At 29.9% G+C, this 26,020-nt stretch carries 28 protein-coding genes; 20 read left to right on the top strand and 8 right to left on the bottom strand.

Features of this window, described 5'->3' with window-relative positions; translation table 11 throughout:
• The first annotated feature begins 287 nt into the window (after positions 1 to 287).
• From C7447_RS06685 to C7447_RS06620, 15 genes are all read left to right on the top strand, one after another.
• Positions 288 to 1,130, top strand: a complete 843-nt coding sequence (locus C7447_RS06685; RefSeq protein WP_148869743.1) for a DNA adenine methylase — start codon at positions 288 to 290, stop codon at positions 1,128 to 1,130.
• A gap of 1 nt (position 1,131) precedes the next feature.
• Positions 1,132 to 1,632, top strand: coding sequence for a hypothetical protein (locus C7447_RS06680; protein ID WP_170245938.1), 501 nt, complete (start codon positions 1,132 to 1,134; stop codon positions 1,630 to 1,632).
• Entirely contained in the window at positions 1,632 to 2,771 is a 1,140-nt protein-coding gene (locus C7447_RS06675; protein WP_148869741.1) for a DGQHR domain-containing protein, read from the top strand. Before C7447_RS06680 ends, C7447_RS06675 begins: the two co-directional genes overlap by 1 nt.
• An 861-nt stretch (positions 2,772 to 3,632) precedes the next feature.
• Positions 3,633 to 4,196 (top strand): hypothetical protein, encoded by a 564-nt coding sequence (locus tag C7447_RS06670; protein ID WP_148869740.1) that lies wholly within the window; start codon positions 3,633 to 3,635, stop codon positions 4,194 to 4,196.
• Positions 4,197 to 4,210: 14 nt separating this feature from the next.
• Complete coding sequence (locus C7447_RS06665; protein WP_148869739.1) at positions 4,211 to 4,405, top strand: hypothetical protein; 195 nt, start codon at positions 4,211 to 4,213, stop codon at positions 4,403 to 4,405.
• Between the two features lie 357 nt (positions 4,406 to 4,762).
• Entirely contained in the window at positions 4,763 to 5,005 is a 243-nt protein-coding gene (locus C7447_RS06660; RefSeq protein WP_148869738.1) for a hypothetical protein, read from the top strand.
• 75 nt (positions 5,006 to 5,080) lie between these two features.
• Positions 5,081 to 6,385 carry a rolling circle replication-associated protein gene (locus C7447_RS06655; RefSeq protein ID WP_148869737.1) on the top strand — a complete coding sequence of 435 codons (1,305 nt, stop codon included), beginning with the start codon at positions 5,081 to 5,083 and terminating at the stop codon, positions 6,383 to 6,385.
• 107 nt (positions 6,386 to 6,492) lie between these two features.
• Entirely contained in the window at positions 6,493 to 7,230 is a 738-nt protein-coding gene (locus C7447_RS06650) for a hypothetical protein (RefSeq protein WP_148869736.1), read from the top strand.
• 47 nt (positions 7,231 to 7,277) lie between these two features.
• Entirely contained in the window at positions 7,278 to 7,955 is a 678-nt protein-coding gene (locus C7447_RS06645; RefSeq protein ID WP_148869735.1) for a hypothetical protein, read from the top strand.
• Between the two features lie 8 nt (positions 7,956 to 7,963).
• Positions 7,964 to 8,137, top strand: a complete 174-nt coding sequence (locus C7447_RS14775) for a hypothetical protein (RefSeq protein ID WP_170245936.1) — start codon at positions 7,964 to 7,966, stop codon at positions 8,135 to 8,137.
• Between the two features lies 1 nt (position 8,138).
• Positions 8,139 to 8,552: a hypothetical protein gene (locus C7447_RS06640; protein ID WP_148869734.1), complete on the top strand. Its 414-nt coding sequence runs from the start codon at positions 8,139 to 8,141 to the stop codon at positions 8,550 to 8,552.
• The gene (locus C7447_RS06635) at positions 8,552 to 8,773 is read left to right on the top strand and encodes a hypothetical protein (protein WP_148869733.1); all 222 of its coding nucleotides are present in this window, start codon (positions 8,552 to 8,554) and stop codon (positions 8,771 to 8,773) included. Before C7447_RS06640 ends, C7447_RS06635 begins: the two co-directional genes overlap by 1 nt.
• Positions 8,763 to 9,329: a hypothetical protein gene (locus tag C7447_RS06630; protein WP_170245934.1), complete on the top strand. Its 567-nt coding sequence runs from the start codon at positions 8,763 to 8,765 to the stop codon at positions 9,327 to 9,329. Before C7447_RS06635 ends, C7447_RS06630 begins: the two co-directional genes overlap by 11 nt.
• Positions 9,330 to 9,394: 65 nt before the next feature.
• Positions 9,395 to 9,832 carry a hypothetical protein gene (locus C7447_RS06625; protein ID WP_148869731.1) on the top strand — a complete coding sequence of 146 codons (438 nt, stop codon included), beginning with the start codon at positions 9,395 to 9,397 and terminating at the stop codon, positions 9,830 to 9,832.
• Positions 9,833 to 10,287: 455 nt separating this feature from the next.
• Positions 10,288 to 10,716, top strand: coding sequence for a hypothetical protein (locus C7447_RS06620; protein ID WP_148869730.1), 429 nt, complete (start codon positions 10,288 to 10,290; stop codon positions 10,714 to 10,716).
• Between the two features lie 401 nt (positions 10,717 to 11,117).
• Here C7447_RS06620 and C7447_RS06615 read toward each other — a convergent pair whose 3' ends face one another.
• Positions 11,118 to 12,389 (bottom strand): cation:proton antiporter domain-containing protein, encoded by a 1,272-nt coding sequence (locus C7447_RS06615; protein ID WP_148869729.1) that lies wholly within the window; start codon positions 12,387 to 12,389, stop codon positions 11,118 to 11,120.
• A gap of 6 nt (positions 12,390 to 12,395) precedes the next feature.
• Entirely contained in the window at positions 12,396 to 12,950 is a 555-nt protein-coding gene (locus C7447_RS06610) for a LysM peptidoglycan-binding domain-containing protein (protein ID WP_148869728.1), read from the bottom strand.
• Positions 12,951 to 13,053: 103 nt separating this feature from the next.
• Here C7447_RS06610 and C7447_RS06605 point away from each other — a divergent pair, with 103 nt between their 5' ends.
• On the top strand, positions 13,054 to 13,488 hold the full coding sequence (locus C7447_RS06605) for a hypothetical protein (protein ID WP_148869727.1): 435 nt from the start codon (positions 13,054 to 13,056) through the stop codon (positions 13,486 to 13,488).
• A gap of 47 nt (positions 13,489 to 13,535) precedes the next feature.
• On the opposite strand, the gene C7447_RS06600 is transcribed toward C7447_RS06605, so the two are convergent.
• From C7447_RS06600 to ychF, 6 genes are all read right to left on the bottom strand, one after another.
• Positions 13,536 to 14,000 (bottom strand): MaoC family dehydratase, encoded by a 465-nt coding sequence (locus tag C7447_RS06600; protein ID WP_148869726.1) that lies wholly within the window; start codon positions 13,998 to 14,000, stop codon positions 13,536 to 13,538.
• Positions 13,997 to 14,629: a trimeric intracellular cation channel family protein gene (locus tag C7447_RS06595; protein WP_148869725.1), complete on the bottom strand. Its 633-nt coding sequence runs from the start codon at positions 14,627 to 14,629 to the stop codon at positions 13,997 to 13,999. The genes C7447_RS06600 and C7447_RS06595 overlap by 4 nt, the downstream gene beginning before the upstream one ends.
• A 3-nt stretch (positions 14,630 to 14,632) precedes the next feature.
• A complete protein-coding gene (locus tag C7447_RS06590) occupies positions 14,633 to 15,754 on the bottom strand; it encodes a DEAD/DEAH box helicase (RefSeq protein ID WP_148869724.1) in 1,122 nt (373 codons plus the stop codon).
• A gap of 31 nt (positions 15,755 to 15,785) precedes the next feature.
• Positions 15,786 to 16,181 (bottom strand): acyl-CoA thioesterase, encoded by a 396-nt coding sequence (locus C7447_RS06585; protein WP_148869723.1) that lies wholly within the window; start codon positions 16,179 to 16,181, stop codon positions 15,786 to 15,788.
• The gene (locus C7447_RS06580) at positions 16,181 to 16,855 is read right to left on the bottom strand and encodes a DUF2461 domain-containing protein (protein WP_148869722.1); all 675 of its coding nucleotides are present in this window, start codon (positions 16,853 to 16,855) and stop codon (positions 16,181 to 16,183) included. Before C7447_RS06580 ends, C7447_RS06585 begins: the two co-directional genes overlap by 1 nt.
• Positions 16,856 to 16,942: 87 nt before the next feature.
• Positions 16,943 to 18,034: a redox-regulated ATPase YchF gene (ychF, locus tag C7447_RS06575; protein ID WP_148869721.1), complete on the bottom strand. Its 1,092-nt coding sequence runs from the start codon at positions 18,032 to 18,034 to the stop codon at positions 16,943 to 16,945.
• A 155-nt stretch (positions 18,035 to 18,189) separates the two neighbouring features.
• Between ychF and C7447_RS06570 the strand changes: the two genes are divergently transcribed.
• The 4 genes from C7447_RS06570 to C7447_RS06555 all read left to right on the top strand — a co-directional run bounded on the left by C7447_RS06570 (position 18,190) and on the right by C7447_RS06555 (position 25,936).
• A complete protein-coding gene (locus tag C7447_RS06570) occupies positions 18,190 to 18,759 on the top strand; it encodes an RNA polymerase sigma factor (protein WP_148869720.1) in 570 nt (189 codons plus the stop codon).
• Positions 18,760 to 18,863: 104 nt separating this feature from the next.
• Positions 18,864 to 19,859 carry a FecR family protein gene (locus C7447_RS06565; protein ID WP_148869719.1) on the top strand — a complete coding sequence of 332 codons (996 nt, stop codon included), beginning with the start codon at positions 18,864 to 18,866 and terminating at the stop codon, positions 19,857 to 19,859.
• Between the two features lie 18 nt (positions 19,860 to 19,877).
• A complete protein-coding gene (locus C7447_RS06560) occupies positions 19,878 to 22,811 on the top strand; it encodes a TonB-dependent receptor (protein WP_148869718.1) in 2,934 nt (977 codons plus the stop codon).
• A gap of 128 nt (positions 22,812 to 22,939) precedes the next feature.
• The gene (locus C7447_RS06555) at positions 22,940 to 25,936 is read left to right on the top strand and encodes a TonB-dependent receptor (RefSeq protein ID WP_148869717.1); all 2,997 of its coding nucleotides are present in this window, start codon (positions 22,940 to 22,942) and stop codon (positions 25,934 to 25,936) included.
• Positions 25,937 to 26,020 lie beyond the last annotated feature (84 nt).

Here is a 26,020-nt window from a genome sequence, read left to right as displayed (position 1 = left end):
TTTGCATGATTACAATAAAACTAACATTTTTAATGTTACAAAGACATTTTATATAATGTCTGATTATAATTCTTTTTTTGAATTATAATGTACCGCATTATGTTACTTTGCTTCGGTAAAAGCGAAGTAATATTTACAAAGTTTCTTCAAAAAATTTCTTCTAGAAAGCTCTTTTTACAATGTTAATGAAACACTTTTTATGCGACGACGTTAGGAGGGAAGCATAATGTGTGTGAAATGGCTGTTATTTGTAAGAGTTTTTTTTATATTTGAGATTATTTAAATATATGGCAGAATCCAAAATCTTACTTCAAGACAAAAATATAAATTCCAAACCATTTCTTAGATGGGCTGGAGGTAAGAAATGGTTAATTAAAGAAATTGATAACCTTTTACCAAAAAATGGTTTTAATAATTATCACGAACCATTTTTAGGAGGTGGTGCCATTTTTTTTTATTTAAAACCTAGTAATACGGCTTTCTTGAATGATTTGAATAATGAACTGATAGATACTTATGAGTGTGTTAAAGATGATGTGGAGGGTGTTATTGAAGAATTAAAACAGTTTAAAAACAATAAGGACTATTATTATGATGTCCGTTCTAAAAAATACAGGAAAGACACAAGAAAGGCCGCTCGGTTCATATATTTAAACCAAACGTCTTTTAATGGTATTTATAGAGTAAATTTAAAAGGAGAATATAATGTACCTTTTGGGTACAGAAAAAAAGATTTTTTTGAACCAGACAACTTACGTTTAGTTAGTAATTCATTAAGTAGTACTGTTTTTAATTCTGGAGATTTTACTAATAGTATTAATAATATTAATAAAGGTGATTTAGTTTTTTTAGATCCACCTTATACTATTACACATAATAATAATGGTTTTTTTAAATATAATCAGAAATTATTTTCGGAAAAAGATCAATATCTCTTATCAGAAATGATAGATGAAATTAAAAATAAAGAGGCTTATTATGTGCTAACAAATGCAGCTCATATAAAAGTAAAAGAGATTTTTAATAAGGGTGATAAAATTTTAGAATTAAAAAGAGCTAGCCTTATTGGTGGAATTAATGCCAAGAGAGGTAAATACTCAGAATATATATTTACAAATTGTATTAGGTAAAATGGAAGAAGAAAATAACATAAAAAAAAGGAAGTGGTATCATTTAAAAGATTTTCATAAAGTATCTTTGTTAAATTCGGCGTTTAGTATGTTTTTTAATTTACTACCTTTTTGGGGTGGTTTATTATTAACTATTTCTATTGGTAAATGGACTGATTGGAGTAGATTTTATTCTAATGGTGAATTTTACTTATATAGTGTTTCACTTATATCATCGTCATATTTAATATACCATAATAATAAGTTAAAAACAACGGATTTAAGTTCTGTATTTAGCATTATATCACTTTTTTTAATTGTTATTATCTCAATTTTATATGCTTCATTAACAGCGAATCCAGAACCTCAAATAAATGTGTTTATTAAATGGGCTTCAATAATAGCTATTTTTTCTGCTATTCCTATTTTCTTTCATTCACAAATAATTTCGAATAGAAATACACCTAATGTAGGAGAAACAAGAATCGGAGAACAAGAAACTATAATGCAAGGACTAAAATAATGGAAGTAATAAATAGACCACCAATAGAATTTAAATGCCTTGAAGCTGAACAACCTATAGGAACAGTTTACATTGGAGTTATGAATCACGATGATTTAGAATATATTTCATATGCTGATGTTAGAAGGTTAGAATTAGGTATAGATAATAGAGAAGTAGAGGATTATATAGGAATCCAAAGACAATTAAACACCAAGAGAGAGAAAGATATTGGTGCTTATGTGAATCTTGTTGATGCATCCTTTCCAAATAGCATTATTCTTTCGATATCATCTGAAGATGTTGAATATGACAACGATTCAAAAACGATGTCTATTAAATACAAAGACGATGTTGCTAAAGTACTTGATGGACAACATAGAATTGCAGGATTAAGGCATTTTGAAAAACCTGGAGATCAATTTCAAGTTATTGTTTCTATATATATTGATATGGATATTGAAGATCAGGCTATTGTTTTTGCTACAATAAACAAAGAACAAAAAAATGTAAGTAATTCATTAGTTCAAGACTTATTTGCTTTTGCAAAAAGCAGAAGCCCGCAAAAAACAGCACATAATATTGCTAGAGCTTTAAGCCAAAAGGAGGGAAGTCCTTTCTATAGAAAAATTAAAGTTCTCGGTTCTGCTAATCGTAAAGAATCGGAAACAATAACTCAAGATACTTTTGCCAAAAACTTAATAAAATATATATCATCAAACCCACAATCTGATAGAGATTTTTATAAAAGAAATAAAGAAAATTCTTCTAAAAAACCTGATTTAATTGATGGAAAAGAATTGCAAAAATTATTCTTAAGAAATATATTTATTAATGATGAAAAAGATATCAAAATTGCTCAAATATTATATAATTATTTTTATGTTGTCGATCAAAAGTGGCCAAATGCTTGGAGATTATTACAACCTAATATAATTTTAAACAGATCAACAGGTTTTGTCGCTTTAATGAGATTTTTCAAAGATGCATATTTAAGTTTCGATAAAATTGGTGATGTAATAACAAAAGAAGAGTTTAAGACAATTTTTGACAGGATTGAATTAAAAGAAGAAGATTTTAATAAAGAAAGATATGTTCCAGGATCTTCTGGTATTGGTGAATTATATAGAGATTTCTTAAATCAAAGTGGTTTAGGTTAACATTAATTGATTTGTTATTATGTTAAATAGAATCTTTAAAACGGCCTCATAGAATTTTGGTAAAACAATAGGTGAAATGAGCGTTAATATTTTAGGTTATTATTACTAAATTCTATTAAAACCTCTATATTAAAGCTTTTTGATAATGGTTTTAATAGTTCTAATGTTTCCTAAAATATAGCGAATGAGCCGTTAATTGTTTCCAAAGTTATATGCAGCCTTGAATTTTTGTTTCTTTTGTTTCAAGACAAAAGATAATGCAAACACAAAGAAAGTTGAATTGAAACACTACATATAACAAGTGTATAGAAATTTATTTTTCTTAAATTTTATACTCTTGTGGCAAACTCACGAGAATCGTCTGAAATTTTTTTTAACGTACATTTTCTCAAATACGCGAATTTTAAATGAATCTAAAAGGTTAGCTTTTTTTTGGCGTTGGCAAGCGATGGATAATTGTGTGTAGAAAAAAATGCCTGAGCATTTTATTTATACAAAACAATCGAGCGTTTGGTAGCGGCAATTTTACATAATGACAAATTATAGTTACAAATGATTGCAGGATTATGAATCTACGAGAATCGCATATATAATATTTTAATGACCCAAGTACTGAATATCTTATAGAAATAGAATGTTTCTGGGATATTTTACATAATATAGAATTATAGCTTACAAATAGATAAACCTCTTATAAACTAAATAATAACATTTGTACTATAATTAATATTATACTGGTTTTTTACCTAGTCTTTTCGCGTTTTTCGTGTTTTATAAGTCAAAAAAAATCGAAATTGCATAAAGATTAAGAGTGGTTATTTTTACCCTTTTTGAAAAGGAAAAAAAAGTAATCATTGCTATATGAAAAAAATATTGCTTCCTGTTTATAGGAAAAGTGAAAAGCATTCTAGTCTCCCATATTACATACTTTTTGATATCGGTAAACGCTTGGAATTTACAAGTAAGAGAAAAGCCGAGGATTTTGCACGCAGTTTAAATGTTTACCTATCTGATAGTGTAAGGACTTTAATGTTAGTGCAAAGGGAGTTGTATGCTATTTATTTAGATTATTATTTTGAATTAGAAAGTATTTCCTCTTTACGTTTACAAAAGAAGTTAGATGGTTTTCTTTCTGATTTAGAGTATTTTCATAAAGAATATGGGGAGGGAAACAATAGTTTTAAAATGGGTGGTTATTGGCGCATTTTAAATCATGTTGAGGAAACTCTAGATTTGTCTTTAACATTGTTTAAGGAAAAGAATAATTATACAATTGTGAATAAATTGCGTTCTCATAAACAAATGGTTTCTTTTAGTTATGATAAAATTAATCAAAGTATTACTTCTCATGTAATTAATGATGATTACAAGAAAACCAAATTTAAAGTTTTAACTACAAAAACAACTTTTTATCAATCCTTGTAATAAAAATTTATTACATGTATTCAAAAAAAATTATTGCAATACCATTGCGAAAAATTCCTGACGGTGGTGTTTTTGTTAAAATTAGGATGGGTTTGCCACAATTGGAACCATTTACAAAAATTGATAACTGTGAAGGGTCTGTTCATGCGGAAACTTATGACGGTAGAATTAGAGTGTTTAACGAAAATCAATTGTGTTATGAGTTATAGAAAAATACTTAAGTTTTTGTATCTCTTGTTAGAGGTTTTTATTGTTTTAATGTCTCTTTGTTTAACTGTTGTGATTGTAGATTTTTTGTACTTCATAACTCATTACGTCTTAAAATATGCTTTCTGATAATTTAACTTTACTCTTTTGTGAAAGACGTGATTCCTTAACTTCAAATCTTTCTTATTTGAGAGATTTGCTTTCTTCTGATTCAGTTTTTACTTCAGATATTTATATTTTGATTGGTGGCTATATTTCTGCTATAACTGAAGAACTCCATTCAATAGATTCTTTTCTTTATTGTGCAAAACAAACTGATCTATCTTCAAAAAGTCTTTGTAACCTTTTAAATAGTTTTAATGATGCCTTGTAAAAATGAAATAGACCACGAAGCGAGGAGGGAACAAATATCTATTTGGATTGATGAGTTATTAAACGATAGTGAAAATACTATCTATTCGGTGTATGATGCTATTAAGGAGATAGCTACAACTAAATTATTTTGTAGTGTATCTAATGTGTACAGAGCGCAAAAGCCTTATAACCCCTCTCAAAAGGTGTTGTTTACACCTACAGAAAATCAATTAAAGTTTAACATTTAAACCGTTAAAATGAGCCTTAGAGGCCGTTTTAACGGTTTCTTATTGGCTTGGCAGAACATAACGGAAAAATCGAAAATGCTCTTTTTAGCATTTTCGATTTCAATTACCCCTTTTATTTTAAATATGTCAAATTTTCCTCTAGTGGCAACCTTGAAACAAGGTTGTATAGTCATTAATTCGGATATGTCTTATTCAAATCATGAGCGCAAGCCGAATTTAAATGCATTGAAACAATTTAATACTGATGTTTACACAAAGACAAAAAAGCTTTTAAATAAAATTGAAGATATACGTGTAAAATATGAAGATATTACTGATTATGTCAATTCTCATAAATTGTTACATGATTCACATATACAATTAAATAAGGAAAAAGGTATCGATATAAAGCCTTTGGGCTTATTGTCTCAATTACAGTTGCGAAAAATCCGTAAAGCTGTAGAAAATATGACAAGCACTATTTTGTTTAACTATAATTATCGTTTAAAGCCTTGGGAGAATGATAATTACTTGTCATTTGTAACGCTTACGTTACCAAGTAAACAAGTTCATACAGATGCAGTATTAAGAAAATCATTGATAGCTTTTATTGATAATTTGCGCAAAACTTATGGGGTTAGGTATTATATATGGAAAGCGGAAGCACAGCAAAATGGCAATATACACTTTCATTTATTAATAGATAAGTTTATTGATTATCAGCAAATTAGATTGCTTTGGAATAGGCAAATAGGTAAATTGGGATATATTGAAGCATATGTAGAAAATAGAAAAAATGAAGGTTTTATTTATAAAGAATTCTATTATAAAAAAGGAAAAAAAATAAAGGCAAAAAAGACTTATCACGAGCAAAAACAGGTTTATAATATTGAAAAATTACAGGGTTTTAAAAATCCTAATACCACAGATATCAAAAGTTTGGAAAATGTGCAAGAAACTTCACGATACATTATGAAATACATGGATAAACAAGAAGTTGGAAAACGTCCTATATTAGGCAAAATTTGGGGTTTGAGCAATGATACCAAAAAATTAGATTATCCTAAAATAACAGATAGTGAGCCGATTTTTGATGCGGTTATTTCTATGATAAGTAAATCGGGTTTAAAATTAGTCGCTTATGATGATTTTTTTAGTGTACATGCTGGGAGAATTCACGATATTGCAAAAACAAAATTTAAAGATATTTGGCAATCTATAAAGCAACATTATAAAAAACTTATAAATGAATTTTCTACAGCCCTTGAAAACATTGATGTTTTAAAAAGTGTTTCTTTGATCAAAGAAACAAAAAAAATAGATCCACTTATTTTTAATGAAAGTAATCAGGTGTGTATTGATTTTGGTAGCTCTGCATTTTGGGTTCATAATATAAAATAACTTACCTGTAAAATAAATTTAATACTCTTGGCATAGTGCGAAGAGTTCTTTTTCTTATCGGCATACTATTGTACTGAAATTAATAATAATTAAAATTAAATTTTAGTATGTCAAAAAAAGTATTGTTTATTGGTGCAGAAATGCCAATTAAATTTGAGCATTTAGACAGCGCACAACATTTGTTATTCAAAAATGTTTTACCAACTGCTACAGTTGAGACATTAGTAGAAAGAGCGACTGTTGATAATCAGAAAATTACCACTCCTGTTTCTTTAGGAATGCTAGTTGAAGCTCAACAAAAAATTCAAAGACTTTTATCGGGTACAGCTCCAACTTATGAGCTTGTAGACAATGGTTCTGGTTCTCCTATGTTAACAAGGGGAATAGTTCAGGTTGCTTTAGGTGGAGAAATTCTACTTGGAGATGACGACACGTTAAACGTAGATATTTCTGAATTTGGAGATAATGCTCAAGCTTCAGTATTTGCTTTAGGTGGTAAACAAAAAGCGACATCGTTGTATCAATTAAAACGTTTTCCATATTCAGGAAAAGACTATGAACAAAGATTAGATGTTTCTGAGTTTAATTATTTAGTCTTTAAAAAAGAAGCTGCTTCAATTCCTGAGGAATTAACTATTTTCTATGATGCAGAAAAAGAAACTATTGATGCTGAAATTTTAGAAGCGTTTGAAACAACCACACATGGTGTTGTAGGTCACCTTTTAGGAGTTCCTGTGTATGGTTCTCGTTATTGCCATGTTTTAGATGTAAGAAAGGCAAAGGAGATAATCATAGAAGATACAAGGGGAGAAGATTATGAATTCTTCGGGGTTAAATTTAACTAAAATCTAATAATATGTTATCATTTGATATTAAAGATGTTCAACCGCTTGTGAAGCAATCTTCATCAGGTAATATAGGTTCAATTTTTGGAAGCGTTCTTAGTGGTGGCAACATTGGTGGTGCAATTATTGGTCAGGCTTTTGATGCGGTGTCAGGTTTGTTCGATGATTCACCAGAAGAAATTGCACAAAAGGCAAATACAACTTACCAGCTTATAGTTGGTTATTCAGAAGATTATGCTAATAAGGGGGTTAGTGATTTGGAGAAAGCATCACGTATGGATTTTGCTCTTAGTGTATATAAGGCATTGTCAGAGCGTTTGTTATCTGATGGAAAAAGACCATCATATATAGAAAGGCGTAAAATTCAATTAGATGCGGTTACCAATCATTTAAACCGTTTTAGAACTTTGATGGCTGAAAAATTCGATTTTGATACTTTATCTGATACGGTAAATGGTAAGGGATTTCGTGATTTTAATGGAAAAAGTATGACGTCATATGTTAAAGGCAATGTAGCGTATCGTAAATATAAGGCTAAACAAGTTGTAAAAACTGTTAGTCCTCCTAAAACTGCTGTTAAAAAGACTGTCGTTTTACCATCGGGAGAAGTTGTTGTGGTTGAAGAAAATGTTACGGAAAAAGGTAACAAATGGGTTTTAATAGGTCTTTTAGTTACGATTGTGGCTGGTTTAGGTGTATTCATTTATAATAAATATAAAAAATAGTATATAGTATGGAAACTATAAAAAAATATTGGGCGCAATTTATTGCGTTCATGTCAAAGGAATGGCAAGGTGTTCAGTTGTGGTATTGGTTTGGAGCTTTGTTGGGGTTAATAATTGGTGTTTTATCTCTTTTATTTACTAGTAGTAAACCAAGAGTTGTAAAAGCGAAAAAACGTTCTTAATATGGGAAATAGAAATAATAACACTTATAACAATGGTAATTATAAACCTAAAAGTGGTTGTAAGATTGTAGAGCCTTATAAAAAAGGTGAGGGCGTTTTTATTGTGGGTTTCAAGCTTTTTGATGGTGTAATGAGAAATGTAAAAATTTTTCAGACTAAGAATGACCGTAAAAATTATCAAGGAAAGACGGTAAAGGCACAGATATCTAGTGATATTGTTAAGTCTGGTTCTGGTAAGAAATGGGTACAAGTAACTATGACTATGGAAGCACCTTTTAAAGAGACTTTATTTGCTAATGGTTTAATGGATTTGTCAAATCATAAAGTCTATTTTAAAGACTTGAACTGGATAGTAAATCCAAAGGCGAGTAATGGGGGATATATTGGTAAACATATTTCTAAAAATTATAACTAATGAAACTTTTAAAAATAGGTTCAATTATTTTTAACCTTGGGAGTAAGGTTACTAAATATACGGGAGTAGTTAAAAAAGTATCTGATACTTTGGGTTCGGCTATTGAATGTCTTGGTTTATTTGTTAAGGATGTAGAAAATATTTGGGATATTGATATCGTAGAGGATTCAGTTTTACCAAAAGACAAAAAGAATGTTAAATCTCAAACAGATGAACAATAAATTTTTACAAATCTTAGCTTTGATACCTTTGGGTTTGATAGGCTTATTATTTTCAAAAAAGATGAAAAAAAACGATAATATTGATAGTGCTACAGCTGTGGATGATTACAGCATGTATCCAGTTGGAACAAATAAAGATTTACCTAGAGGTATTAGAAATTTTAACCCGGGAAATATTCGTATAAATCCTGTAAATAATTGGCAGGGTGTTATTGATAGAAGTAAGAATACTGATGGTGCTTTCGAGCAATTTAAAACAATGGAATTTGGTGTTCGTGCTTTGTTTAGATTATTAGAAACGTACTTGCGTAAATCTCCTAATATGACACTTAGACAATTGATTTTGAAATATGCGCCTGAGAAAGAAAATAATTCTGAAGCTTATATGCAGGCTGTTGCTAGTTCTATCGGTCAAGATATTGATGGGGAGGTTTCTCAGTGGTTTTCTGATGGTGTTTCAAAGAAGCAGTTGGTAAGGGCAATTATAAAGCATGAAAATGGGCGTCATATAGCTAATAAGCATATAGATGAGGGCTTTATTTTAGCTTACTCATAATTATATAGATTAATAACAATAAAGCCTTAACGAATATTGTTAAGGCTTTATTAAATAAATAAATTATGTTAAAAAAATATTGGATTTTAATAGTTGGGTTTTTAGTTTTTGTTATTTATTATATACATAAGGTCTTTAATCTTTCTAGTTTTTCTAATAATGTTAAGTCTTATTCTGAAAATAATAAGATAGATTCTGTTATTTCAATTATTGACGAGTCAATAGGTTCTATCGGTTATTTTAATAATGATCATTTTCCTATTTTTAAAGCTATTTCTTCTTTAAGTTCTGTAGAGATAATTCAATTGCATCATGATTTTGGACGTAGATTTCATAATAGAATTACTGGAACCTACAAAATTTTAGATACAGGGTCATGGGGTGGCTTTACTCAAAGTTTGGATTTAAATTCCATTCTTTTAAGGGAATTCGAAACTGGTCAGTTAAAAGAATTGGATTTGATCTATACAAATAAGGGTTTGTCTTTTCCTATGCTGAAATGATAATTAATGCCATTGTTAGAGTTGATATTATTCCTGCCACAAATCCTAAAATAAAGTCTTTCTTTTTAATCATAATTTTTAAATTTTTTACAATAATATGATAATTTTTAAATACTGTGTAGTTCTTGGTTTATTATTTTCTGATTTTAGATCTTTAGTAAGCTATAAACATCCTCAATCAAAATTCCATAAATAATATGAAAATGTTTTTAAATCTCCTGAATTGGGGTACATCAATCACTTTTGCGAGTGTGTCCCATGAGTTTAAAGTGGCCTTAGTTCCTTTATTGGTTGCTTTGGTTGTTGAGTTAATAAAGTTGTTAATTGCTTATTTGAAAAAAAAAAGAGAAGCAATTTCTATAAAAGAAAAATAAATTTAGATAGGTTCAATCCTTTTGTTGATTATGATGATTTTGAGGATTGGTCTGTTTTAAAAAAGATTAAATATTTTATTTATGAATACTAATACAATACAAATCAATGGTTATTCTTATTCGGCTGTTCCTGTCAATTTTAATTTTATGGATTTCTTAGGACCTAATGGATTGACCTTGCCTATCAAAGAAAATCAGTTACTTTATGGTAATATTTCAGTAACTGGAGAGCATGTTCAACCGTTTATGTTAGGAAATCAGAGAAAGAAATTACATGTTTTTGGTTTTGATTATATCATTACAGATAGAAATCGTAAAATAGAAAATGCTTTATTTAATCAGGCTCATGTAGATGAATCTTTAATGTTTGAGAGTTGGTCGTCTTATATGCCAATGGATGAGGGTTTCCCTTATATGTCTGTTATTTTTGATGGTTTAAAGTTAACTGCTAAAGAAGATTTTCTTTTCCATGATGGGAATTTTGAGAATGGAGATAGTGGTTTGAGTTAATTTGTTTTCGTTGTTCTCTAAAAAACATCAAAATTTTTTTGGCTTAAAAAGAAACAACAAACAACGCTCAAAAGGGAGTTGGAATTTGAACAAATTTTTTTGGGAGGGATTCCCCTGTAAGAGGGAAACCCCAAAAAATTTGGGCGAATTTTGACTCTCTTTTATTTTCGTGCGGTGTCTCTTTTCAAGTTAAAATAATTTACTCACTAGACCTCATATTTGTTTATTTGGTTTATTTTTCTTTTATTTGACCTATTATTAATCTACAAGGTCTTTGAAATAAGTTGTTTTTAGTGTTTTAATTGGGGTTTAATCGCCTTTTTTTTTAATGTGGTGTTTGTACTATAATTAATATTATGTTAAATAGAATTTAAATAATATTAAACATCCTCTCAAACAAATTATTCTGGTGTATTCTCTTCTTCTAGGAAATCTTCAGAATAATCGTCATAGTCTTCAGTGATATCATAAACTTCTTCTGTATCTTCAATTGCGGGTTTATTATTAATTAAACCAAAGCTCATAATAATTCCAGTGCTCAAAATAACGAATAATAAAATACCAGGTTCAAAATCTGGCACCAAAAACGTTTCAGGAATACCATAAAATAACAAAACGGTAATTAAACCTCTTGGTGCAATCCATAATTGCGGAGTAATGTTTTTACCGAAGAATAAACGCAATCGTGCATATCTAAATAAGAAAATAATCGCCAAGATCAATACACTAACCAAGACCACTTTTAACTTTACCAAAGACGATAAAACAATGGTTATTCCAAACACTACAAAAAACAAAGTTCTTACTACAAAAGCCGCTTCTGCAGTAATAAAATGAAGCTCGTGGTATAACTCTTTTATCTGATCTTTTTTAATATATTCTTTTAAAAAACCTCTAAAAAACAGTTTCGTATTCGCAATAACCAATCCAAATATTAAGATAATAATTAAAGACGATAAATGCATTTTTTTTCCAATTGCATACAGTAATAGTAATACCGCAACCAATAAAAATAGTTTTGCTTTTCGTTCTATATTCTGAAATACGAGTATGATTATATAGCTTAAAATCAAAGAAATAATAACCGTAAAAATAATGCTACCACTATACCCTATTAGGGTTACCTCCTTTTCCGGATTAAATTGTTCTAATAAAAAATAAAACTGAATAATTCCTAAAATATCAGAAAAGGTGCTTTCGTAAATATGAAATTCTTTTTTTTCTTCCGACAAACCTGCAACACTTGGTATTACAATGGCACTCGATAAAATGGCTAAAGGTGTTGCATACAACCAAGCTGCTTGTGAGCTCATACCTGTAATCGACAAATCGAGAATATTGGCTATTGCCCAAGTAACAGAAAGCAAACCGATAAATGCGACGCCAAATGCTTTTAAAATAGGAATTATCTTTTCCTTTTTTAATTCTAATTCGAGTGCGCCTTCTAGCACGATCATTATTAAACCTACAATTCCTAGCATTTTTAAAACAGGAAATAAATCTACACTGTCTACATTTAAAAACTTCAAAGCATATTGAAGCACCACACCTAAACCAATAAGCATTAATACAGAAGGTATATTGGTTTTCTTTGCTATTTTATCGAATAAGAAAGAAATAATAATAATGGTAGAAATTAAAATAATGAGGTTGTAAGAAGTAAATATTTCCATATGTAATTAAAATTGAACTTTTAATTGCTGTCCAACGAAGATGTTATTTGTTTGTAAATTATTGATTTGCTTCAGTTTAGAAACGGGTATATTGTATTTTTTAGAAATTTTAAACAGCGTTTCTCCGCTTTTTACAGAATGTAGTTTACGACTTGAAGTATCTGTAAATGTATTTCCTTCCGTTTTATGCACTTTATTTTGAGAGTCTTTTTCATCTTCGTATCCCAAAACAATTTCTTGTCCAACTTCAATCGTATCAAAGTTTTCTAGATTATTCAGTTTGTATAGTTCGGCAAGATTCATATTGTATTTCCTAGCAATGGTACTTAAGGTCTCCCCTTTTTCTACCTTATGAAAAACGGTCGGGTCATACTCTACTATTGTTTCAGGTTTCTTAGCTGCATGTTCAGGAAACATAGTAGAAACATCTCCTGTTACTAGATTCATATACGCAATTTTACCTTCTAAGAGAATTTTATCCCAACCTTCTGGCAATTCTCTTTCTTGAGAAAATGCCGTAAAACAAAATAATAAAACACAAAAAGCAATAATTCTTTTCATTTATTCATTTTTGATAGCAATTTAAAGGATAAAAATACAACCACAAAAAACAGTTAAAATTATTTTTATTAAATTTAATATTTCATCAACTAATTCATAAACTATGTCAAACACAAACAAACCTACCGCTGTATTCTGGATTATTGCTGTTGTAGCGCTTTTATGGAACGCTTCTGGGGTAAATATGTACCTACAACAAGCATATGGAACAGATTCTTTTAAAGCTATGTATACAGACGAAAAAGTTTTAGAAATGGTTTTAAACACTCCTTCTTGGGTAATGGCTGCTTTTGCTATTGCTGTTTTTGCAGGATTATTTGGAAGTATATTATTATTACTTCGTAAAAAATTAGCTAAACCTGTTTTTATAGTCTCAATTGTAGGTATCGTAGTACAAGTATTCTACAATGTTTTTATTAGTAATTCTATAGAAATAGTAGGTACTAGCGCTGTTGTAATGCCTATTGTAGTATTGCTTTTTGGTGTATTCTTAATTTGGTATACTCAAAAAGCAGATGCTAAAGGATGGTTATCTTAATCTCTTTTTAAACTACATAAAAAAAACACTGCTTTTGCAGTGTTTTTTTATTCAAATAAGGCTGCTATAAATTCAGCAACGCATGCTGGTTTTTCTTGGCCTTTTATGGTTACGGTACATAAAAATGTTACTTTAATTCCGTTTTCGCCTAAATTTTCAATTTCTTTTACCAAACTAAGCAATCTTAACTCGCTATTAACAGGAACTGGGTTCGGAAAACGAACTTTGTTTAAACCATAATTTAAGCCCATTTGTAAGCTTTTTATGCTAAAAACATCTTCTAATAACTTAGAAAGCATCGAAACAGACATAAATCCGTGGGCTACCGTACTTTTAAATGGCGACTCTTTCTCTGCTCTTTTTTCATCAACATGAATCCATTGTTTGTCTAAAGTAGCATTTGCAAAATCATTAATCATTTGCTGAGTTACGGTATACCATTGTCCGTCTGGTAAGGCTTTTCCTTCCATCGTACGAAACTCTTCAATAGAATTAAAAATAAGTGGGTTCATTGTAGTTCTTTTTTACTGAATAAATCATCTTCTACCTTCGGAAGCTCTAATTTAAATTTTACAGAAACTGTTCTAATGAGTACAATTACCGCAGCAGAAATTATAAATTGAATATCTTCTTGAATGGCAAGGTAGTTTAATAGTAAATATACAACTCCGCCCGCTAAACAAGCAGAAGCATAAATTTCTTTTTTAAATATCAATGGAACTTTTCTTGTTAATACATCTCTAATTACCCCTCCAAAAACAGCAGAAATCATTCCCATAATTAAAGCGACAAATGGATGCAAATTAAAATTTAATCCTTTTTGAAGGCCTAATAAAGTAAACACTCCAATACCAATGGTATCAAACAAAAAGAAAGTTTTGCGCAAAGGTTCTATTTTGCTTTTAAACAAAAAAGTAAAAACAACAGCAATTAAGATGGTCCAGATATAATTTAAATCACCAATCCAATTTATTGGATGTGCGTCTATTAAAATATCGCGTAGCATTCCTCCTCCTACGGCGGTTACAAAGGCAATAATAATAACACCAAACAAATCGAATTGTTTTTTAGAAGCCACCAAGGCACCACTAACCGCAAAAGCAAAAGTTCCTACTAAATCTAAAACATAAATAATACTCACTGCTTATTTTAATGTAGTTTCTACGAACTTAATATGTAATTGTTTTTGCAATTGATGAATTTTTTCCAATTCATTAGGTAGAATAAACGCTATAGATACGCCTTTTTTTCCTGCTCTGGCTGTACGCCCGCTTCGGTGTGTAAAATACTCTAATTGCTCTGGTAATTGATGGTGTACCACAAAGTTTAAGTCTCTTACATCGATACCACGAGCCGCAACATCTGTAGAAACCAAATATTGTAAGTTTTGGTTTTTAAAAGCACGCATTACTTTATCGCGCTCAATTTGTTTCATATCGCCTTCTAAAACATCTACAGAAAACCCCTCTTCTTGTAATTCTGCCGTTAATTTACGTGCTCCGGCTTTAGTTCTACAAAAAATAATACCTCTTTCTGTACTTCTTTTTTCTAAGAAAGAAATAATGGCATCCATTTTCTCTTTCAAGGTTGTTTTTACATACAAATGTGAAATATTCGAGTTTACTAAAGATTCTGGATTTATTTCAACTCGTTTTGCATTAATATTCATGTAGGTTTTTACAATACGTTTAATTTCTTCTGGCATTGTTGCCGAAAATAACCATGTATTACGCTCACCAGAAGTGTATTTTAAAATTCGATTAATATCCAATTTAAAGCCCATACTCAACATTTCATCAGCTTCATCTAACACCAATGTTTTAATGTTTTTTAGGTCTACTTCTCCCCTTTCAATTAGGTCGATTAACCTACCAGGAGTAGCAACGATTATATGCGTGGTTCTTTTTAAATTTTTTATTTGACGTTCAATTTTCTCTCCTCCATAAACTCCTTCTATAAAAATTTTACCATCTACATACTTCGTAAACTTAAACAGTTGTTTTTTTATCTGCTGAACTAATTCGCGCGTTGGTGATAAAATTAATGCTTGTACTTCGTCTTTTTTAGGGTCTATTTGCTGAAGAATTGGCAAACCAAAAGCTGCTGTTTTACCAGTTCCTGTTTGTGCCAAACCAATAAAGTCGGATCTATTTTCTAATAAAAACGGAATCGTTTTTTCTTGAATTTCTGTAGGATTTTGAATACCTAATTCTTTTAATCCTTTTATAAAATCTTTATGAACTCCTAAGTCTAAAAATGTTGACATATTTCTCTTTAAATAAGTTGCAAAGATACTTTTATTTCTTGGGAAGTAATGTGTTTAAAATACTTTCTGTAATACGAGTTGGCCTTAATGTTTTTGCATGAAGCATGCAAAAAGTGGTTTCAGATTTTACTAAGAGAGTTTCTCCACGTTTTATTTCTACATGACGAACAGATTTAACGCCCTCTGTTTTACCAACCCAAGTTTTAACCGTTATTAAATCACCTAGTTTAGCTTGATTCTTATAATCGATTTCGTGTCGAACTACAAACCAAACATATGCTATTTTCTCGATGTCTTTAGTTAAAAATTTCCAGTGTTCATCTGCTATTTCTTGTATCCATTGTACATAAACAACATTGTTTACGTGGTTGTACTCATCAATTTCATTGGGTTGTACAATTCTTGTTGATTCAAATGTAGTTTCCATTAATCTAGTAAACTTTCTCCGTTTAAGTTGGTGGTTAAAATATCACTCATTAGGTCAAAAAAAGGACGTAATGCTTTGTATGATTTGTCTATTTCAGATAAAAAATCAGGAGCTAACACTTCTTTATCTGTAAAATTACGTACCGCTATAAATCCTTTTTTTCTCAATAAATCTACAGCCGGGTGTGTTTTGTCAAACCCTCTTGGAGCTGATTTTAATTCGGCTCCTTCAAATTTACCTCCAAAATAGTGTACATAGTTTTTATTTTTTAAAATTTCACGTATTTTAGCATCATCCATTTCTATTTCTTTTCGAATACGTAATAAATCTTCTTTGTTGGGTTCCCAAAATCCGCCTGCTAAGAAACTTTCTCCCGGACGAATACGTAAATAATAACCACCTCTTAATTCTTTTCCTAATCGAGAAAAAGACCCTGCAAAATGTGGTTGGTAAGGAGTTTTATCTTTAGAAAAACGAACATCTCTATAGATTCTAAATAATTTAAATTTATCTATAGTATCGTGTTTTTCTAGCGTTTTTCTAATCGCGGCATAAAATTCTTTAGCATTCGTTTGTGCCTTTAAAAAATTGGGTTTAGTTTCTGCAAACCAATCACGATTATTGTTTTCTTTTAAATCTTTTAAATATTGAAGTGTTGCTTTTTCTATTTGCATTTCTTTCTTCTTTTGAATTTTAAAAGTACAAAAAAGCCCAAACTCATGATGAATTTGGGCTAACTATTTTATGTTAATTAAATGCTTTTATACATTAAATCTAAAGTGCATTACATCGCCATCTACGACTACATATTCCTTCCCTTCTACTCGCATTTTACCAGCTTCTTTTACTTTTGCTTCTGTACCAAATTGTACATAATCATTATAAGAGATTACTTCAGCACGAATAAAACCTTTTTCAAAATCTGTATGAATAACTCCAGCTGCCTGTGGTGCTGTAGCTCCTATAGGAATGGTCCAAGCTCGAACTTCTTTAACACCCGCCGTAAAATAAGTTTGTAAATTTAATAATTTGTATGCAGAACGAATTAAACGTGCAACACCAGCTTCTTCTAAACCGATATCTGCTAAAAACATTTGACGCTCTTCATAATCTTCTAACTCTGTAATATCTGCTTCAGTACCTACAGCCAAAACAATAACTTCAGCATTTTCGTCTTTTACTGCTTCTTTTACCTTTTCTACATACGCATTTCCAGAAACCGCAGATCCTTCGTCAACATTACATACATATAAAACAGGTTTTGCTGTAATAAACTGTAAAGGTTTAATAAACTCTTGTTCTTTTTCTGAAAAACTAATAGCACGTACAGATTTTCCTTCTAATAAAGTACTTTCTACTTTTAAAAGAATTTCTAATTCTACTTGCGCTTCTTTATTTCCTGTTTTAGCCGTTCTTTTTACACGTTCTAAACGTTTTTGAACTGTTTCTAAATCTTTTAATTGTAATTCAATATCGATTGTTTCCTTATCTCGAATCGGATCTATTGTAGTATCTACATGAATAATATTGTCATTGTCAAAACAACGTAATACATGTAAAATAGCGTCCGTTTCACGAATATTTGCTAAAAACTGATTTCCTAATCCTTCTCCTTTACTAGCTCCACGAACTAAACCAGCAATATCTACAATCTCTACAGTTGCAGGCATTACTCTTTCTGGGTTTACCAATTCTTCTAACTTTTCTAAACGCGAATCTGGCACGTTTACAACACCTAAGTTTGGTTCTATAGTACAAAACGGAAAGTTTGCACTTTGTGCTTTCGCATTCGATAAGCAATTAAATAACGTCGATTTTCCTACGTTTGGTAATCCTACAATTCCAGCTTTCATTAATTAAATTTTTAGCGGTGCAAATATAGTGCTTTGCTTTCTAATATACCTTAATTATTACTATATGATTTGTCCCTTTAAACGATATTTTTAACCTTACTCTTATTGAGTTTATTATTTTTCATTACTTTTAGAAATATTTTTAGCTATTTTTAATGAAGAAAAACTTATCGGATGAAATTTTATGGGACTCTTTAAAAAAAGGAAATGTAGAAGCTTTTTCTATCCTTTTCAAGACGTATTATGCTTCTTTGTATAATTATGGTCTGAAAATCTCAAAAAATGAAACTATTACAGAGGACTCTTTACAAGATTTCTTTATATACATATATGAACACCGAGAAAATTTAAGTGATTTAAACACGATTGCTCCATACCTATTTTCTTCTTTTAGACGATTTATTATTCATATTATAAAAAAATCTAAAAAAAATACTTTTGTTAGAGATATTAATGAAAATATAATTGATATTCATTTTACTCCTGAAGAATTAATTACTCATCAAGAATCTAAAACATTTCAAAATCAAAATTTACCAAAATTACTTAATAAACTACCCAAAAGGCAACGAGAAGTTATCTATTTAAAATACAACTGCAACCTTAAAGCGACAGAAATAGCTGAAGTAATGGATATAAACTACCAAAGTGTAAATAACACCATACACAAAGCTATTAAAAACTTAAGGGAAGATGTTGCTATTATACAATTATTAAATTCTTAAATTTGTTGCGTTAAATTGTAAAATTCTTAAATTTGTGCATTTAAAAAGAGTATAATAAATAAATATGGCTCTTATTCTTATAAACTCCCCTTCTCAATTAAGAAATGAAAAAAAACACCTATAATTCTATTCACGATTTTTTAAATGACACTTCATTTTCTAATTGGGCTTTAAACAAACAACTATCAGATGTTACTTTTTGGAATTATTGGTTAGAAAACAATCCTGATAAAAAACAAATTGCCAATGAAGCTAAAGATATTTTATTAGGAATCAAATTTAAACCCACACCTGTTTCTGAAGATAAAATTAATTTTGAGTGGAATAAATTAGAAGCAAAAATAAAAGCTTCTAAAAACCAGCAAATAGATAACAAAAAAAATAATTATAAAACTTGGATTGGTCTTGCTGCTAGTATTTTGTTGTTATTGTCTATAAGCATTTATTTTTTTACTAAGCCTAATATGATTACCTATAAAACTGCTTATGGTGAGGTATTAGACTTAAAATTAAAAGACGGGAGTTTAGTTACGTTAAATTCTAATTCTAGTATCTCATATAATGAAAAGGAAACCAGAAAGGTCTGGTTAAAAGGAGAAGCTTTTTTTACAGTCGATAAAAAAGAAGTTAGTAATGCTAAATTTTGGGTTATAACGAACGATTTAGAAGTTGAAGTTTATGGTACATTATTCAATGTAAATGCCAAAAAACAAAAAACACAAGTATATTTAGAAGAAGGGAATATTTGGTTGTCATTAAAAAATGGTACTTCTAAGAAAATGAAACCAGGTAATTTTATTGTGTATTCTGCAGAACAAGATAAAATTTTAGAGGAAAAAAAATCTATTTTAGGAACAGAACAAACCTCATGGAAAGATGGAAAACTTATTTTTAACAACTACTCCTTAGATAAGGCATTAAGTAAGGTAACGGAAACTTATGGCTGTGAAGTCGTATATGAGAACTCTGAAAGTAAAAATATTTTAATCACAGGAGCCGTACCTACTACGAATATTGATATTTGTCTAAAAGCAATAGAAAAATCTACAAATGTTAGAATAATAAAAGAAAATACTAAATTAGTGGTTTATAACAAATAACTTATACATCCACATTTAATGTTTTTAAAGAATACGGTTGTACATAAAATATTATTATTTTTTTCTCTGTATTTCTTTACATCTTCTTACAGTCAAGAGAAAAATAAAACAGTTTTGCTTTCAAAAGCGCTTGATTCTATAAGTAAAAAATATGATGTTTTTTTTACTTACAATCCTACAATCGTAAAAGGAAAAAAAATCAATAGTGTTATTTTTAGCACTACTTCTTTACAGGCTTCAATACAAAAAATCAAAACGCTCACTTCTTATGAGATAGATTATTTAGGAAATAGTTACTATGTATTATACAAACCTCAAACCAATATAGCATCAAAAAACAAAGAGAAATTTATAATTGACACCACAACTACAAGAATAAAGCAGAAAATAGATACGGAAAACTATATTACTTTAAAAGGTATTGTTTTAGCTTCAGAGAATTTTCCATTAAAAAGAGCTACTATTCTAGAAAATGATACTAAAAACGGTACTACTACTTCAAACGATGGTTCTTTTACTCTTAAGTTAATCAAAAACAATCCGATAACCGTTACTTATATTGGTTATGATGCTCAAATAATAAAATCTCAAAAAGAGTTTTTAAAAATTATTTTAAAATCTGGGGTTCAGTTGGATGAAGTCCAAATAATAGGATCTAGAAATAATCATAGAAAAAAAGCAGACTCTCCAGTTGCAACAGATATTGTTAATATAAATAAAGTGACCAATAAAAGTGATTTAATAGATGTAAATCAATTATTACAATACAGTATTCCTTCGTTTAATGCTACCAAACAATCTGGTTCAGATGGTGCTGACCATATTGTTCCTGCTAGTTACAGAGGCTTAGGTCCAGATCAAACATTAGTATTAATTAATGGTAAACGTAGGCACCAGGCTTCTTTAGTTAATTTGTATGGAACAAGGGGAAGAGGAAATTCAGGAACTGATTTAAATACCATACCTACTTCAGCTATTAAACGCATTGAAGTATTAAAAGACGGGGCTTCTGCTCAATATGGGTCTGATGCTATAGCAGGAGTGATTAATCTTGTATTAAAAGATACAACAGATCTTGTTGATATAAATACAACCTTCGGTTTTTACAATGCAAGTAATAACAAAGATTCTTCTAAAAAAGGGGTAGATGGATTAACTTATAAAACAGATCTTAATTATGGTCTTAAAATTTTAAAAAATGGATTTGTCAACATTTCTACAGAAATCATATCTAAAGATCATACTTTTAGGCAAGGAACTAACACAAGGCAAAATTACGGGGATGCTGCTTTAAAAAGTAATAGCATATTTCTTAATTCAGAAATCCCTATCTCTCCTAAAATTAAATTTTATGCTAATGGAGGATACAGTGACAGAAATACAGAAGCTTTTGCTTTTACTAGAAAAAAAGAGAGTGAGCGTAATGTGATTGATATTTATCCTAATGGTTTTAATCCTTTAATAACCTCTGATATTTCTGACAAATCTATTTCCGCAGGAATTAAAGGAAATTATAAAAATTGGAATGTTGATTTTAGTAATACCTATGGTGTTAATAACTTCCATTATTTTATTAAAAACACACTCAATGCAACGTTACTCGAAAACTCTCCTACCGAATTTGATGCTGGTGGACATCAACTAAGTCAGAATACTGTAAATCTTGATTTCCAAAAAAACTTCTCTTATATTCTCAAAGGGATGAATATTGCCTTCGGATTAGAGCATCGAAAAGAAAATTATCAAATTTTTTCGGGTGAAGAAGCTTCTTATTCATCTTACGATATAAATGGAGATGTCGTCACTCCTCTAACACCTGTATCAGATCTTATAACCTTAAATTCTGTTGTAAGACCAAGAGGCTCACAAGGTTTTCCAGGATATTCTCCTTCAAACGAAGTGAATGAAAGTAGAACCAATTTTAGTTTTTATTTAGACAGTGAATTTGATTTTTCTGAAAAATGGATGCTAGCTACCGCTCTACGATACGAACACTATAGCGATTTTGGTAGCACTTTAAACAGTAAACTAGCAACTCGTTTTAAAATATTACCTTACGCAAATATTAGAAGCTCTTTTAGTACGGGTTTTAGAGCTCCTTCCCTGGCTCAAATTTATTATAATTTAAAATTTACTAATTATATAGGTAATGAACCTGTAGAATCTTTTTTAATTGCCAATAATGATCCTATTACAGAACAATTTGGTATTCATCAATTAAAAGAAGAAAAAGCTTTTAATTATAGTTTGGGGTTAGCTCTTAATCTGAATAAAAACTTAAACATTACTATAGATTCTTATCATATTGCTATAAAAGACAGAATTATTCTTAGCGGTAATTTTGATGCTACCACTTTGAATTTAGATATACAAAACGTACAATTTTTTGCAAATGGAGTTAATACTTCAACCTACGGAATAGATTTTAAGACTAACTGGGAAAAACAATTCAATAAATCTAAATTATCTATTGGTTTTTATGGTAATATAAATGAAATGACTATTGATAAAATTAACAATCAAAATTTAAATCAAGAAGTTTTTTTTGGTACTAGAGAACGTTATTTTTTAATAGCCTCAGCTCCAAAACATAAATTCACGTTAAACACTAACTTTCAAAAAGAGATGTTTAACATCAATCTTAATTTAACAAGGTTTAGTAGTGTAGAATTAATCGACTGGCAAATTAGTGAAGATCTAATTAATTTTAATAATTCTCCTTTAGAAAGAATAAATGCCGCGACTGACTTTTATAAAGCTAAATATACTTTAGATCTACATTTTGGTCATAAAATTTCAAAAAATATAACTTTCCAAATTGGAGTTAACAACCTATTTAACACCTACCCTACTATTCAAGGAAATGATACAGATAGTGGTGGATTATGGGATGCTGTTCAAATGGGCAGTAGTGGCTCATTCTACTATTCTAAGCTACAATTTAAGTTTTAGTTAAAAAAACGTTAATAAAAGGAGTATAAAATTTCATAACTAATCTTATTAATAATATAAGCTTAAATCTTTTTTGTTATAAATAAACAATTAAGAAAGGTAATTTATTATTAATTAAATACTTATTTATGAAAAAACTTACACTTCTATTATTTTTGACTATGTGCAGTAGTTTTATGTGGGCACAAACAAAAATAACAGGTACAATTAAAGACACGAGTAACGAGCCTTTACCAGGTGCCAATGTCCTCGAAAAAGGAACAACAAATGGTACAACATCTGATTTTAATGGTAATTTTAGCTTAACTGTTGAAGATGGAGCTACATTAATTGTTAGCTTCTCTGGTTTTGAAACACAAGAAATTGCTGTAAACGGAAAAACTAGTTTTAATATTGTTTTAAAAGAAGGATTAGAATTAGAAGAAGTTGTTATTACTGGGTCTAGAACACCTGCAAGGAGTAATACCAGTAGTCCGTTACCTGTAGATATTGTATCTTCAAAAGATTTGCAATCAACTGGTCAGGCTACATTTGACAAAGCATTACAATACAAAATACCATCTTTTAACACAGTACAAACACCAGTAAATGATGCTACTTCTTTATTGGATCCGTATGAAATTAGAAATATGGGACCAAGTAGAACGTTGATATTAGTTAATGGTAAACGTAAAAATTTAAGTGCTTTATTATATACACAAACTTCTCCAGGTCGAGGGGAAACAGGTGCTGATATTTCTGGAATACCAACAGACGCAATTAAAACAGTACAAGTTTTAAGAGATGGAGCTTCTGCTCAATATGGTTCAGATGCCATTGCGGGTGTAATTAACATTATTTTAAAAGAAGACACTAAAAACGGATCTGCTACTTTTAGATCTGGAATTACCAGTGAAGGTGATGGTGAAATGCTTGGTGTTAGTATTAATAATGGAACTACAATTGGTGAAGATAAGGGGTTTATAAACTATACTGCTGATTTTTCTAAAGTAGCATTATCTAATAGACCAGGTACTGTTAATGCAGATGGTGAAGCAGCTGATTTTGTATATACTAACCCAACGTCATATTCAAGTTATTTAGATGCTGATGGAAGAACATTGGGAGGAGTAGATTTAACCGGATTTACTGTACCTCAAGCTGTAGCAGAATTTGAAAATAATTATATGAACACTCCAGAATATGCTACTAATTTAGCAGCTATTAATGCGGGAAATGCAGCAGGGAAACCTTTTGTAGATGAATTTTTAAGTCGTAATCCAGATGCAAATAATATAAATGGTTCTCCAAAAACAGCAGCTGCCAAGTTTTCTATAAACGGAGGTTATGATGTAAGTGATGAATCACAAGTATATTTTAATGCTGCTTATGTATATAAAAAGGTAAATAGTTATGCTAATTATAGAACGCCTTATTGGAGAACTGTAGAGAGTATGCCATATTTAGCTGATTTCTTTCCTGGTGGTAATCCTAACACAGATGGTGGTTACGATGGTTATGTACCAACTTTTGAAGGAGACTTGAGTGATTATAATGCTACTCTAGGTATAAGATCAAAAATAAATGACTGGAATGTTGATGTAAGTTTTACAACAGGTGGTAATTCACAAACGTATAAAGTAAATAATTCTCACAATAGAAATGTCGTTTATTCCCCTTCAACATGGATTGATGCAAATAATAATGGTACTGTTGACCCAGGAGAATTAACAGAAGGATCTGAATTATATAGAGAAAACAGTAAACGCTCTTTTGATCCAGGAGGAACTGCTTTTTCACATAACGTAGGGAACCTAGATATTTCTAGAATACTTTCAGAAAAAGTAAGTATTGGATTTGGTGCTGAATTTAGATCAGAACTTTTTGAAATTATTGAAGGTGAATTGAGTTCTTACGATGGTGGAGGTGCCGATTCTTTTGCTGGAAATAGCCCAGAAAATTCAGGAAAATTTAGCCGTTATAATTTAGGTGGATATTTTAGTCTAGATTGGGATATTAGTAAAGCTTTCTTAGTTAGCGGAACAGCAAGGGCTGAAAATTATTCTGATTTTGGTAGCACTTTTGTTTGGAAGTTAAGTTCTAGATATAAGTTATCAGATAAATACACTTTAAGAGGATCTCTGTCAACAGGATTTAGAGCACCAACATTACACCAAATTTATACACAAAAAGCCCAATACAGTTTTGTGCCAGGACAAGGAATACAAGTTGGTGGATTGATAAATAATGTATCATCTCAAGCACAACTTTTAGGAATCCCTAAATTAGATGCAGAAGAATCTACTAACTTTACTGTAGGTTTTGGAGGGAAAGTAAATAAACATGTAAGTTTTACAGTAGACTACTATAATATTGCTGTAAAAGATAGAATCGTTTTAAGTACAGAAATTGGTAAAACGGCTACTGATGCTGTTGGAAATAGTATTGGTAACACTGCTTTAGATCAAGTACTAAATGCAAATAATTTAAGTGATTTAAGCTTTTTTGTTAATGCCTTAGATACTAAAACTTCTGGATTAGATGTCGTTTTAGGTTATAAAGATATTGCTATAGGGTCTGGTCAATTAGGTTTTAATCTATCTGGTAACTATACTATTCAAAACGAAAGAGATGGAGAGGTTAAAAACCCTAAAATAGTTGCTGATGCAGATCAATCTGTTGTTAACGAAACACAAGAGGCTTTATTTTTCACTTCTAGACCAAAAACAAAGTGGATTTTAGGAACTACTTATGATATTGGTAAGTTCGGCTTATCTTTAAATAACACGTATTTCGGTAAAACTACCTTTAAACAACAAGGTATGAGTAGTGATTTAAGAACAGAATTTATACCTAAAGTTGTGACTGATTTAGGAATCAATTATAATGCAACTGATAAATTAACAATTGCATTGAACGTAAATAATTTATTAAATGTATTACCAGAATGGGAATTCAAAGCAGAAAATGCAGCTGGTCAAGCTCTAATAAATGATACAACACCGAATTGGTACGGTATTACTCCTATTCAAGAACAATCAAACTTAATTACTTTCAACCAGCGTTATTCTCAAATGACATACGATGGTTATCATTTTAGTCAATTAGGTACTATGTTTAGTTTATCAGTAAATTATCAATTTTAAGCTTAAATAACTTTAAGATAATTATTTGAAACGAAAACACTCAAATCCATAGATTTGAGTGTTTTTATTTTTTGTAGTAAATTA

The sequence above is a fragment of the Tenacibaculum adriaticum genome (genome assembly GCF_008124875.1).
Taxonomy (GTDB): Bacteria; Bacteroidota; Bacteroidia; order Flavobacteriales; family Flavobacteriaceae; genus Polaribacter; species Polaribacter adriaticus.
Note: the sequence above shows the minus strand (reverse complement) of the source record. Positions and strands in the feature narration are given on the sequence as shown.

Excerpts from the sequence above, each read along its gene's own strand:
- C7447_RS06685 (WP_148869743.1), top strand. The coding sequence starts at position 288 with ATGGCAGAATCCAAAATCTTACTTCAAGACAAAAATATAAATTCCAAA.
- C7447_RS06680 (WP_170245938.1), top strand. The coding sequence starts at position 1,132 with ATGGAAGAAGAAAATAACATAAAAAAAAGGAAGTGGTATCATTTAAAA.
- C7447_RS06675 (WP_148869741.1), top strand. The coding sequence starts at position 1,632 with ATGGAAGTAATAAATAGACCACCAATAGAATTTAAATGCCTTGAAGCT.
- C7447_RS06670 (WP_148869740.1), top strand. The coding sequence starts at position 3,633 with ATGAAAAAAATATTGCTTCCTGTTTATAGGAAAAGTGAAAAGCATTCT.
- C7447_RS06665 (WP_148869739.1), top strand. The coding sequence starts at position 4,211 with ATGTATTCAAAAAAAATTATTGCAATACCATTGCGAAAAATTCCTGAC.
- C7447_RS06660 (WP_148869738.1), top strand. The coding sequence starts at position 4,763 with ATGATGCCTTGTAAAAATGAAATAGACCACGAAGCGAGGAGGGAACAA.
- C7447_RS06655 (WP_148869737.1), top strand. The coding sequence starts at position 5,081 with ATGCTCTTTTTAGCATTTTCGATTTCAATTACCCCTTTTATTTTAAAT.
- C7447_RS06650 (WP_148869736.1), top strand. The coding sequence starts at position 6,493 with ATGTCAAAAAAAGTATTGTTTATTGGTGCAGAAATGCCAATTAAATTT.
- C7447_RS14775 (WP_170245936.1), top strand. The coding sequence starts at position 7,964 with ATGGAAACTATAAAAAAATATTGGGCGCAATTTATTGCGTTCATGTCA.
- C7447_RS06640 (WP_148869734.1), top strand. The coding sequence starts at position 8,139 with ATGGGAAATAGAAATAATAACACTTATAACAATGGTAATTATAAACCT.
- C7447_RS06635 (WP_148869733.1), top strand. The coding sequence starts at position 8,552 with ATGAAACTTTTAAAAATAGGTTCAATTATTTTTAACCTTGGGAGTAAG.
- C7447_RS06630 (WP_170245934.1), top strand. The coding sequence starts at position 8,763 with ATGAACAATAAATTTTTACAAATCTTAGCTTTGATACCTTTGGGTTTG.
- C7447_RS06625 (WP_148869731.1), top strand. The coding sequence starts at position 9,395 with ATGTTAAAAAAATATTGGATTTTAATAGTTGGGTTTTTAGTTTTTGTT.
- C7447_RS06620 (WP_148869730.1), top strand. The coding sequence starts at position 10,288 with ATGAATACTAATACAATACAAATCAATGGTTATTCTTATTCGGCTGTT.
- C7447_RS06615 (WP_148869729.1), bottom strand. The coding sequence starts at position 12,389 with ATGGAAATATTTACTTCTTACAACCTCATTATTTTAATTTCTACCATT.
- C7447_RS06610 (WP_148869728.1), bottom strand. The coding sequence starts at position 12,950 with ATGAAAAGAATTATTGCTTTTTGTGTTTTATTATTTTGTTTTACGGCA.
- C7447_RS06605 (WP_148869727.1), top strand. The coding sequence starts at position 13,054 with ATGTCAAACACAAACAAACCTACCGCTGTATTCTGGATTATTGCTGTT.
- C7447_RS06600 (WP_148869726.1), bottom strand. The coding sequence starts at position 14,000 with ATGAACCCACTTATTTTTAATTCTATTGAAGAGTTTCGTACGATGGAA.
- C7447_RS06590 (WP_148869724.1), bottom strand. The coding sequence starts at position 15,754 with ATGTCAACATTTTTAGACTTAGGAGTTCATAAAGATTTTATAAAAGGA.
- C7447_RS06585 (WP_148869723.1), bottom strand. The coding sequence starts at position 16,181 with ATGGAAACTACATTTGAATCAACAAGAATTGTACAACCCAATGAAATT.
- C7447_RS06580 (WP_148869722.1), bottom strand. The coding sequence starts at position 16,855 with ATGCAAATAGAAAAAGCAACACTTCAATATTTAAAAGATTTAAAAGAA.
- ychF (WP_148869721.1), bottom strand. The coding sequence starts at position 18,034 with ATGAAAGCTGGAATTGTAGGATTACCAAACGTAGGAAAATCGACGTTA.
- C7447_RS06570 (WP_148869720.1), top strand. The coding sequence starts at position 18,190 with ATGAAGAAAAACTTATCGGATGAAATTTTATGGGACTCTTTAAAAAAA.
- C7447_RS06565 (WP_148869719.1), top strand. The coding sequence starts at position 18,864 with ATGAAAAAAAACACCTATAATTCTATTCACGATTTTTTAAATGACACT.
- C7447_RS06560 (WP_148869718.1), top strand. The coding sequence starts at position 19,878 with ATGTTTTTAAAGAATACGGTTGTACATAAAATATTATTATTTTTTTCT.
- C7447_RS06555 (WP_148869717.1), top strand. The coding sequence starts at position 22,940 with ATGAAAAAACTTACACTTCTATTATTTTTGACTATGTGCAGTAGTTTT.